This is a genomic window from Variovorax sp. 05L425, from assembly GCF_056397705.1.
Window position 1 is genome coordinate 1 of sequence record NZ_JBFTNY010000051.1, and the last position, 8,895, is coordinate 8,895.

At 62.3% G+C, this 8,895-nt stretch carries 11 protein-coding genes and 1 pseudogene; 7 read left to right on the forward strand and 5 right to left on the reverse strand.

Features of this window, described 5'->3' with window-relative positions:
- The 3 genes from AC1DN9_RS29580 to AC1DN9_RS29590 all read left to right on the forward strand — a co-directional run.
- Nucleotides 1-462, forward strand: a 462-nt coding sequence (locus AC1DN9_RS29580) for a nitronate monooxygenase (RefSeq protein WP_478105937.1), incomplete at its 5' end; no start/stop codon positions are given.
- 184 nt (nt 463-646) lie between these two features.
- Entirely contained in the window at nt 647-2,389 is a 1,743-nt protein-coding gene (locus tag AC1DN9_RS29585; protein WP_478105938.1) for a pyrrolo-quinoline quinone, read from the forward strand.
- A gap of 63 nt (nt 2,390-2,452) precedes the next feature.
- A complete protein-coding gene (locus tag AC1DN9_RS29590) occupies nt 2,453-2,686 on the forward strand; it encodes a DUF2789 domain-containing protein (protein WP_478105939.1) in 234 nt (77 codons plus the stop codon).
- A 106-nt stretch (nt 2,687-2,792) separates the two neighbouring features.
- Here the strand turns inward: AC1DN9_RS29590 and AC1DN9_RS29595 are convergent, their stop codons facing one another.
- Both AC1DN9_RS29595 and AC1DN9_RS29600 read right to left on the reverse strand, forming a co-directional pair.
- The gene (locus AC1DN9_RS29595; protein WP_478105940.1) at nt 2,793-3,251 is read right to left on the reverse strand and encodes a dihydrofolate reductase family protein; all 459 of its coding nucleotides are present in this window, start codon (nt 3,249-3,251) and stop codon (nt 2,793-2,795) included.
- A 78-nt stretch (nt 3,252-3,329) separates the two neighbouring features.
- Nucleotides 3,330-3,482, reverse strand: coding sequence for a hypothetical protein (locus AC1DN9_RS29600; RefSeq protein ID WP_478105941.1), 153 nt, complete (start codon nt 3,480-3,482; stop codon nt 3,330-3,332).
- A gap of 459 nt (nt 3,483-3,941) precedes the next feature.
- Between AC1DN9_RS29600 and AC1DN9_RS29605 the strand changes: the two genes are divergently transcribed.
- The 3 genes from AC1DN9_RS29605 (at nt 3,942) to AC1DN9_RS29615 (ending at nt 7,135) form a co-directional block, all read left to right on the forward strand.
- Nucleotides 3,942-4,589, forward strand: coding sequence for a response regulator (locus AC1DN9_RS29605; protein ID WP_478105942.1), 648 nt, complete (start codon nt 3,942-3,944; stop codon nt 4,587-4,589).
- A gap of 48 nt (nt 4,590-4,637) precedes the next feature.
- A complete protein-coding gene (locus tag AC1DN9_RS29610; protein WP_478105943.1) occupies nt 4,638-6,494 on the forward strand; it encodes a sensor histidine kinase in 1,857 nt (618 codons plus the stop codon).
- A 188-nt stretch (nt 6,495-6,682) separates the two neighbouring features.
- Complete coding sequence (locus AC1DN9_RS29615; protein WP_478105944.1) at nt 6,683-7,135, forward strand: YybH family protein; 453 nt, start codon at nt 6,683-6,685, stop codon at nt 7,133-7,135.
- A 159-nt stretch (nt 7,136-7,294) separates the two neighbouring features.
- On the opposite strand, the gene AC1DN9_RS29620 is transcribed toward AC1DN9_RS29615, so the two are convergent.
- From AC1DN9_RS29620 to AC1DN9_RS29630, 3 genes and pseudogenes are all read right to left on the reverse strand, one after another.
- A complete protein-coding gene (locus AC1DN9_RS29620) occupies nt 7,295-7,777 on the reverse strand; it encodes a hypothetical protein (protein ID WP_478105945.1) in 483 nt (160 codons plus the stop codon).
- Nucleotides 7,778-7,914: 137 nt separating this feature from the next.
- Nucleotides 7,915-8,232 (reverse strand): DUF1161 domain-containing protein, encoded by a 318-nt coding sequence (locus AC1DN9_RS29625; protein ID WP_478105946.1) that lies wholly within the window; start codon nt 8,230-8,232, stop codon nt 7,915-7,917.
- Between the two features lie 134 nt (nt 8,233-8,366).
- Nucleotides 8,367-8,739: pseudogene (locus AC1DN9_RS29630) on the reverse strand (enoyl-CoA hydratase-related protein); the annotation flags it as partial.
- Between the two features lie 39 nt (nt 8,740-8,778).
- Here AC1DN9_RS29630 and AC1DN9_RS29635 point away from each other — a divergent pair.
- On the forward strand, nt 8,779-8,895 hold a 117-nt coding region (locus AC1DN9_RS29635), incomplete at its 3' end, for a nitronate monooxygenase (RefSeq protein WP_478105947.1).

The window sequence follows — 8,895 nt, forward strand, 5'->3', positions numbered from 1 at the left end:
GGTATCGGCAGCGGACGCCAGATCGCGGCGGCACTGGCATTGGGCGCCGACGGCGTGGTGATGGGCAGCCGCTTCATGGTGGCGCGGGAGATTCGCGCGCACGATGCCCTCAAGCAGCGCATCGTCGATGCCGATCAATACTGCTCGACTGCCATCCTCGGATCGCTCAACGACACCTGGCGCGTGCTGCACAACGAGGCGGCGCGCGAGGTGCAGAAGATCGAATCCGCGGGCGCGCGCAGCCATGGAGAGTTTGGCGACCTGATCCTCTCTTCGCGCACGCGCCAGCGCGTGTACGAGGAGGGTGACGTGGACGGCGGCATCGTGTCGCTGGGCCCGGCCGGCGGCTTCGCCGACGAGATCGCGCCGGCGGCGCAGATCATCGACAAGCTCGTGCGTGATGCGGCACGGGCTGCGGTTGCTTTTGCGCAAGTCGTGCGCGAGCCTGGCATCGCGCGCTGACCGCACAGCCGCCGTATGGCGCGAAAGACGGCGAGCAGCGCTGCGCGCGATCGGATGACGCTCTGGCACAGATTTTTGGGGCACCCGCCAGCACGCTTGATGCTACCCTTGTGCGACATTGCACGGCGCTTCGCTGATGTGGCCGATCTCTCATGGCGCGGGCGCCGGCAATGTGGAGAACGCCATGCAAACGCTGCCCATCCCGTGCCGTTTTTTCCTGCTGAGCGCACTGATTTTTTGCGCCACTCTCTTCTTGAGTTGCAGCGGAGGTGGCGGCGGAACTTCGGGCACGGCCAGCATCGTTGGTAGCGGTTCGGGCAGCACAACCACCGGAACGGGCAGCGGCAACACAACCGGCGGGACCGGAAGCACAGGCGGGACAAGCAGCGCATCAGGCGGCACCGGGATGTCCGCGGCCGGCGACGTCGTGACCTACCACAACGACATTGCGCGTACCGGTCAGAACCTCAACGAAACCATCCTCACGCCCGCGAACGTCAACGCAACGACGTTCGGCAAAGTCGGCTTCTTTACGGTCGACGGCAAGGTGGATGGGCAGCCGCTTTTCGTCGGCTCGCTCGCGATTGCCGGCGGCACGCATAACGTGCTGTATGTCGTGACCGAACACGACAGCGTGTTTGCGTTCGATGCCGACACCGGCGCGCAACTGTGGAAGGCATCGGCACTTGGCGTCGGCGAAACAACGAGCGACGACCACGGTTGCGGCCAGATCACGCCTGAGATCGGTATCACGTCGACGCCGGTCATCGACCGCTCACGCGGTACGCACGGCACGATCTTTGTCGTCGCGATGACGAAGGATTCCGGCGGCGGCTACCACCAGCGCGTACATGCGCTCGACCTCGCGACCGGCGCCGAACAGCTGAACGGACCGATCGAGGTCGCGGCATCGTATCCGGGTACCGGTGCGAACAGTTCGAACGGCCGCGTCGTGTTTGCGCCGTCGTTCTATGCTGAACGCGCGGGGTTGCTGCTGCTCAACGGCGTCGTCTACACGACGTGGACCTCGCATTGCGACGGGGGCGCGTATACCGGCTGGATCATCGGCTACAGCGCCGACACGTTGCAGCAGACCTCCGTACTCAACGTCACGCCGAATGGTTCGCTCGGTTCAGTCTGGATGAGCGGCGCCGGCCCCGCATCGGATGGCTCGTCGATTTACCTGCTCGACGCGAATGGCACGTTCGATACGACCTTGAACGCCAGTGGCTTTCCTGCACAAGGCGACTTCGGCAATACATATCTGAAACTCGGCACGACCGGCGGGCTGTCGGTCGCGGATTATTTCGCGATGTCGAACATTGTTCAGGAGTCCAACGCCGATGAAGATCTCGGGTCGGGTGGCGCGCTTGTGCTGCCGGATCTCGTGGATGCGAGCGGCGCTGCTCATCATCTCACCCTGGGAGCGGGCAAGGACGACATCATCTATGTGCTCAATCGTGACTCGATGGGGAAATTCAACGCTGCCGGCAACAACATCTACCAGGAGATTCCTGCACAGTTGAGCGGCGGCCAATTTGGCATGCCGGCCTATTTCAACAATACGGTTTATTTTGGCTCCGTCAGCGATCACTTGAAGGCGTTCACGATGACCAATGCGCGGTTGTCGGCGACGCCTTCCAGTCAGACCGCCATGATTTTTGTCTTTCCCGGGACGACGCCGAGCGTATCGGCCAACGGGTCTGCCAACGGTATCGTGTGGGCGGCCGAGAATGGCAATATTGCGGCGTTGCATGCGTTTGATCCTGGCAATCTTGCCACCGAGCTGTACAACAGCAATCAAATGGGTACGCGTGACCAGTTCGGTGCGGGGAACAAGTACATCACGCCGATGGTTGCCAACGGGAAGGTTTATGTCGGGACCACGAATGGCGTCGCTGTTTTTGGTCTTCTTGCGAAGGGTTGAAGAGAGGTGAACTGCTGGAGCCAGAATCTTCACTACGCTGGCAGTCCGGAGGACAATTCTCTGATGGACACGACAGACCACAGCCTGCAAAGCCTGTTTCAGCAACTTGGATTGCCGAGTACGAAGTCGGACATTGAACTGTTCCTCGCGCAGCGTCGCCCTCTGAGCAATGAGGTTCGGCTCGCCGATGCGCCGTTCTGGACGCCCGGCCAGGCGCAGTTCCTGCGCGAAGAAATCAACGAAGACGCCGATTGGGCCGAGATGGTGGACCAACTGGACGTGCTGTTGCGTGAGTAGCTGAATCGATTGCGCCGCGCTCTGGGAACTCACAGACGGAAACCGGTCGTACAACGCTCCGGTTCAGCGGCGGGCCGCGCAGCGGACCATCCGCCGCAACGGGTTGTTAGCCGCGCGCGCGCCGGTAGTGCATGGCGACCGCGCCGCTACGGAGCGGCTTCGCCGAGACCAACTCGAGCCGTCGCGTGCTGGGCAGCCCGCTCTGGTACAGGGTCGGGCCGTGGCCGGCGATCCTGGGGTGGACGAGGAACTTGTACTCGTCGATCAGATCCAGCCGATCGAGTTCGGTCGCGAGCTTGCCGCTACCGAGGAGCACGCCGGCTGGGGTCGCGTCCTTCAGCTTCTGCACACCCGTGCGCAGATCGCCAGCGATGTGGTGGCTGTTGGTCCACGGGAAGGTCTTTCGCGTCGACGACACGACGTACTTCGGCTTGGCCTCCAGTTTGACCGCCCACTCGCGCATCGCCGGCGGCGCCTCCTGGTTGCCGCGGACGACCGCCGGCCAGTAGCTCTCCATCATCTCGTAGGTGACGCGGCCCCACAGCATCGCCCCTCCCTCGTCCATGAGGCGGGTGAAGAAAGCGTGTGTCTCGTCTCGAGGGTGACGTTGATGCTGAAGGTCAAGAGTCCCATGGCGGCGAATCTACTCCGAGTTGGGCGGACCGCTGTGCTGCGCGGCGGGCCATCGCTTCTGGCCAAGCGAATCAGACGCCTGATAGCGGTCCTTCGCCAATGCCTGCGCTGCGAAGCCGAAGGTCGCGCAATGCGCGGAGGTGGCATCGCCGGTATGGGTCATGGAGGCAACTCCAGTCTGAGCAATGCACTTTTACACCGTGCGTTCCAGGTAGTGCGGCAAGGTCGCATTGAGCCCCTTGAAGCCAAAGCGACGACGGGGTTTCGTCGGAGGATCGCATCTTCCCGGTGCTTCGGAGCGCTGGGCGCAGAGCGAGCCCTTCAAGCTGACCGCTTGAAGAATACGTGCGCGAACATCCGAAACGGACTGCCTAGGTGAACAGCTGATGGATGTGAACCTGGGCGGTCTGCATCAGCTGAATCTCTTCGCTTAGCGTTCGCCTGCTCACCATCAAGGAATCGCGGAGGCGGCCGTATGCCTGCCACGCCGCCAACGGGTCGTTCTCCACCAAGTTCGCAATGGCGCGGAGTGGCAGCCATCCCATGTTCGCGGTATGCTCAAAACGCACATCTCTTCCTATTGTCCAGTTCTAGCAACCGGCAGCCGTTGCCTAGGGAGGGCATGATGACGACGGTAATGGTAGTGGAGGACGACCCGGCATTCCTCAATCGGTTTTGCAAGATTGTTGCCTCCGACATCGAACTCGAACTCTTTGCGGCGGTCGCTGATCTCGCTTCCGCTCGTCAGGCAATGAGCAAGGCGGCGCCTGACGTATTGTTGACGGACCTCGGATTGCCCGACGGCAGTGGCATCGACCTGATACGAGAAACAGCACGACGCCACCCCGAAACGGACATCATGGTCATCACGGTGTTCGGCGACGAAGACCATGTGATCGCCAGCATCGAGGCCGGGGCGACTGGCTACATTCTCAAGGACAGCCTCCCGCAGGAGTTCGTCCAATTGATCAAGCAACTACGGGCCGGGGGCTCTCCGATCAGCCCGATGATCGCCAGGCAGTTGCTCAAGCGGCTCAAGCCCCGCGGCACTGCTGCAGCCGAGGGCCGGACTGAGGAAACTCCGCTCTCGGCGAGGGAGGCGGAGGTTTTGGCCTTGATTGCCAAGGGTTTCAGCTTCGGCGAGATTGCCCGTTTGCTGGGTGTGTCGCAACACACCGTCATTTCGCATGTGAAGAAGATCTATCAGAAGCTCGTCGTGCACTCTCGTGGGGAGGCGGTTTATGAGGCCGGCAAGATGGGTCTTATCTAGATCGTCCGCGGAATGATCTCGTGGTCGCCCCCAAATCGGCCTTCGTTATTGCGCGCGACGGTACTGGTGCTCGTTATCGCCCTGCTGGCTCTGCCAACTCCGTCCCTCGGGGCCGGCGGCAATCCGCTGCTGCAGCTCGAGCAGGCCGATTTCATCCTGGACGATTCTCCTGGGCCTCCACCGGATTCCGCGGCTTGGCGGCGGCAGCCTTTGCCGGACAACTGGCTCGTTTCGCACCCCGGAGCCTCCGGTTACGGCTGGTATCGGCTGCACTTCGTTCTGTCAGCCGAGCCTGATGAACTGTACGCAGCCTACGTGCCTTTGCTGGAGACTTTCGGAGCCTTGTACGTGAATGGGGAGCATGCCGGCCAGACCGGGGCCTTCGAGCGCGTGTCACGCACAGCGCAACTATCCCAGCCATTTGTGGCGGGCGCTCCGCCAGTCTTGCTCGGATACGCTCCTCGGCTGTTTTCAATTCGCCACGACCTCCTGCACGAAGGCACCAACACGATTCACCTGCGGTTATGGGTCACAGACGGCACACGCGGAGCTTTGTCAGGCATCGCGATCGGACAGGAACCTTTGGTTCGCGCCGTGTACGAGCAGCGCGTCCTGGTTTCAGTCGCCGGCCCGCGAATGATCGTGCTCTTTTCCTTCGGGTTCGGGCTGTTCATCTTGCTGCTTTGGCTTCGGCGTCGGCATGAGACCCTGTACGGCTACGCCGGATTGACAGCGCTCGCGTTCGCCCTCTTTGTCGCCGGAAGGTTCGTGATCACCGAGCCGCCCATTCCGTTGCCGTATTGGGGCGTGGTGGTATGGAGCGGATTGGAAGCCTACATCGTGCTGATGTGCCTTTTCGCCCTGCGCTACGGAGGGTGGCACCGGCCGCGCTTCGAACGTTGGCTGTGGGGCTATCTGATCGTGTCACCGCTTCTCGACTACGCCTCGTTTGTCGGCATCGGAGGATGGGTCATTCAGCAATGGTGGCTCATGACCTTCGTGCTGACCGTCGTCTATGTCGCGATCTTCTGGTTCATTGCCTGGCAACGAAAGACACTGGAAACGCTGGGCCTCGCCATCGCGGGGTCCTTCAAACTTGTCATCTCCGCCAACGAACGCCTGTTGGCCTATCCGATCGACCTGCCGCGCTATCAACCATATGCCTATCTGCCGATGTTCTTCATGATCGGATGGATTCTCATCGACCGCTTCGCAAGATCGCTCAACGAAACCGAAAAGCTGAACGCGGAGCTGGAAAAGCGTGTCGCAGAAAAGCATGCCGAGCTCGCGCGCAGCTACGAGCGCATGCAGACGATGGAACGCCAGCAGGCTGTCGTGGAAGAGCGCAGCCGCATCATGCGCGACATGCACGACGGCATCGGCGCGCAGTTGATTTCGGCCTTGAGCCTGGTCGAGCAGGGCGAGTCTTCGGCAACAGAAGTCGCCGCCGCCCTGCGCGAGTGCCTGGACGATCTTCGGCTCACCATCGACTCGCTGGAGCCGACCGAAAATGATCTCCTCGCGGTGATGGGAAACCTGCGCTACCGGCTCGACGGACGCCTGCGCAAACAAGGTATTGATCTCGACTGGCGAGTGCGTGAAGTGCCGGGGCTCGCCTGTCTCACACCGCAGAACGTCCTGCACATTCTGCGCATCCTGCAGGAGGCGTTCACCAATATCGTGAAGCATGCCCGAGCGACCTGCATACACGTCGAGACCGGATTGGACGCAGCGGGCGAGCACGTCTATATCCAGGTGCGCGACAACGGCGTTGGCTTCTCCGGTGAACACACCGGTCGCGGCATCGCCAGCATGAGGCATCGCGCGAAGATCATCGGCGGCCGCCTGGACTTCCAGCCGTCGGCCGCCGGCACAACTCTCAATCTGCTGCTGCCGATTTCTTGAATCGCCCAGCTGGAGTGGCCGCCTCCTTCGCCCGGAACCGCGTACCACGATGGAAGTCCATCCCTTCTTCGCGGGATGGGGTTCCACATTCGCGGGATTCATCAGCTTCCATCGAACCTCTAAGCTGGGATTTGTCGGGGGTTCAACAGACTCCATCTCTTCAGAGCATTTCCTCGGAGGTTTCACCCATGAAAGCGAAAAATGCGCTCTATGCAACTGTGCTGCTGGTGGTCACCGTGATTGGAAGCGCGAGGGCCGAGGATTTGCGCGTCGTCATCGAGGCGGACAACACCCGCTGGCTCGCCGCGTACAACACCAACACACCAGCGGCCTTCCCGGCGATGTACACGAAAGACGCGGTCGTACTGCCGCCGGGGTCGCAGCCGGTCAATGGAAGGCAAGCGATTGGACAGTTCTGGGAAGACCGACTCAAGCCGGGCAACAGGAAGGACCACACCTTCGAGATTGTCAGCCTTCAGCAGGATGGCCTGTATGCCTATCAGGTCGCTCGCTGGACGCTCAGGATCATCGGCAAGACCGGCGAGCCGGTGAAAGTGTCCGGCAGCACCGTCCGCATCTTCGAGCACCAGCCCGACGGTGCTTGGCTCACCAAGGTTCACATCTTCAACCTTGACCAATGACTATCGCGGCGCGGCCGGTGGGCTTTCGAAGGTGATCCGCGTCAGCCGCGGAACGCTCCCGACATTGCGCGCTGACCGTGGCAAGAGGAAGCGCCGGCGGGTTGAGGCGTCGCACGCTGAATGCCAGCGTCTGCTTTGTAGCAATCCGGTCATCCCGACCTACGATGCGATCGGCGCGAGTGCGGCGCCGACGCGCCGCATCTGCGCCTCTGTGATCATCCCGCCGAGGATCTTCTGGAAGCGCTCATCCTGCACTCCCGAGACGATGTATTGCCAGCGGTACGCCTTGAGCATCGTGTCGCGCAGCCTTTGCACCTGCGCAGTGTCGAAGGGCCGGCCGCAGACTCGCAGAAAGTAGTCGGCATCTGCGGCCGCTTGCATCTGCAGGATGGCGTCTACCGCAGCCACCAGCTCGATAAGGTCGGTCACCGCATGGTCACGCTGCTCTGCACTGAGCTTCTCGTCCTCCCGTTTCCACTCGAGTTCATCGAGGATCGCGTGCTGCGACTCCTCTTTCCAGTGAAACAGAAAGACGTCCTTCCACACCTCGGAAAGCTCCGCGTCGGACTCGATGCTATGCCGGTAGTGCGCCTGAGTGAGCAACCGATGTGGCAGGTCAGCGCCAGCACCGCCCACGTGCATTTGGCGAGCACCGCGCTGGCAAGGTTTTCATCGAGTGGATGGCAGGTGAGCTGAAGGCATCGGTGTAGCACTGGAGGTGCGCTGGCTGGCCGGCGCCGTGGTGGAACTGGGTCAGCTCACGGGCAGCGCCCGGGCGCTCACTTGCTGCAGTCCCCGCCGACCGATACCGAACCGTCCTTGCATTCGGTCAGGATGCCGTCTTTGCCGCGCTGGAGGGCGGGGGATGAGGCGGTCGAGGGGGAAGCGGCCTCCGCTTCGTAGACGATCTTCCTGCTACCACGGTCGCAGGTGCCTACGACCTTGCCGCTGACCGTGGCATCGGCCGTCACGGTGGTGAGCGTGAAGCGTGTCGCACCCGCGCCGCGAATCTTTGCGTCGATCTGGGCCAAGATGTCGTCGCAGTTGCTGGCAGCGCTCGCGGAACCCGCAAAGGCCAATAGGACGATAGAGAGCAAGGACGGCTTCAGCATCGGATGCTTGCCTCGAAGGAGCGCGCTAGGCTAGGACAGGCAGTGTAGCGCTACCCCCTTTGTCGACACAGTAGCCTTGCGTCTACCGGCGAATCCCTGCAAGTCGCATCCGATCCGCGTCAGCCGCGGAACTCCGGCTTGCGCTTCTCATTGAAAGCCGCGACCGCCTCGTGATGATCCGGCATCTGGTGCGACATGACCTGGAAGGCGGCCGACATTTCCAGCAGCGTGTCGAGGCGCGAGTGCAACGCTTCGCGCAACAGGCGCTTGGCCATGCGCACGGCATGCGGCGGGTTGGAAGCGATCTGCCCGGCCAGCTCGCGCGCCGTCGGCATTAATTGCTCGGCCGGCACCACACGCGACACCAGGTTCCACTCCACGGCCTGCTTCGCGTCGATGGTCTGGCCGGTCAAGGTCATCTCGGTCGCGCGCGAGAGCCCGACGATGCGCGGCAACAGCCACGCGCCGCCGTCCCGGAATGATGCCGAGCTGCCGCTATTCCTGGGCGGCGGTATCGGCAGCGGACGCCAGATCGCGGCGGCACTGGCATTGGGCGCCGACGGCGTGGTGATGGGCAGCCGCTTCATGGTGGCGCGGGAGATTCGCGCGCACGATGCCCTCAAGCAGCGCATCGTCGATGCCGATCAA

Excerpts from the sequence above, each read along its gene's own strand:
- AC1DN9_RS29600 (WP_478105941.1), bottom strand. The coding sequence starts at position 3,482 with ATGACCCATACCGGCGATGCCACCTCCGCGCATTGCGCGACCTTCGGC.
- AC1DN9_RS29615 (WP_478105944.1), top strand. The coding sequence starts at position 6,683 with ATGAAAGCGAAAAATGCGCTCTATGCAACTGTGCTGCTGGTGGTCACC.
- AC1DN9_RS29590 (WP_478105939.1), top strand. The coding sequence starts at position 2,453 with ATGGACACGACAGACCACAGCCTGCAAAGCCTGTTTCAGCAACTTGGA.
- AC1DN9_RS29585 (WP_478105938.1), top strand. The coding sequence starts at position 647 with ATGCAAACGCTGCCCATCCCGTGCCGTTTTTTCCTGCTGAGCGCACTG.
- AC1DN9_RS29605 (WP_478105942.1), top strand. The coding sequence starts at position 3,942 with ATGATGACGACGGTAATGGTAGTGGAGGACGACCCGGCATTCCTCAAT.
- AC1DN9_RS29620 (WP_478105945.1), bottom strand. The coding sequence starts at position 7,777 with ATGCACGTGGGCGGTGCTGGCGCTGACCTGCCACATCGGTTGCTCACT.
- AC1DN9_RS29595 (WP_478105940.1), bottom strand. The coding sequence starts at position 3,251 with ATGGACGAGGGAGGGGCGATGCTGTGGGGCCGCGTCACCTACGAGATG.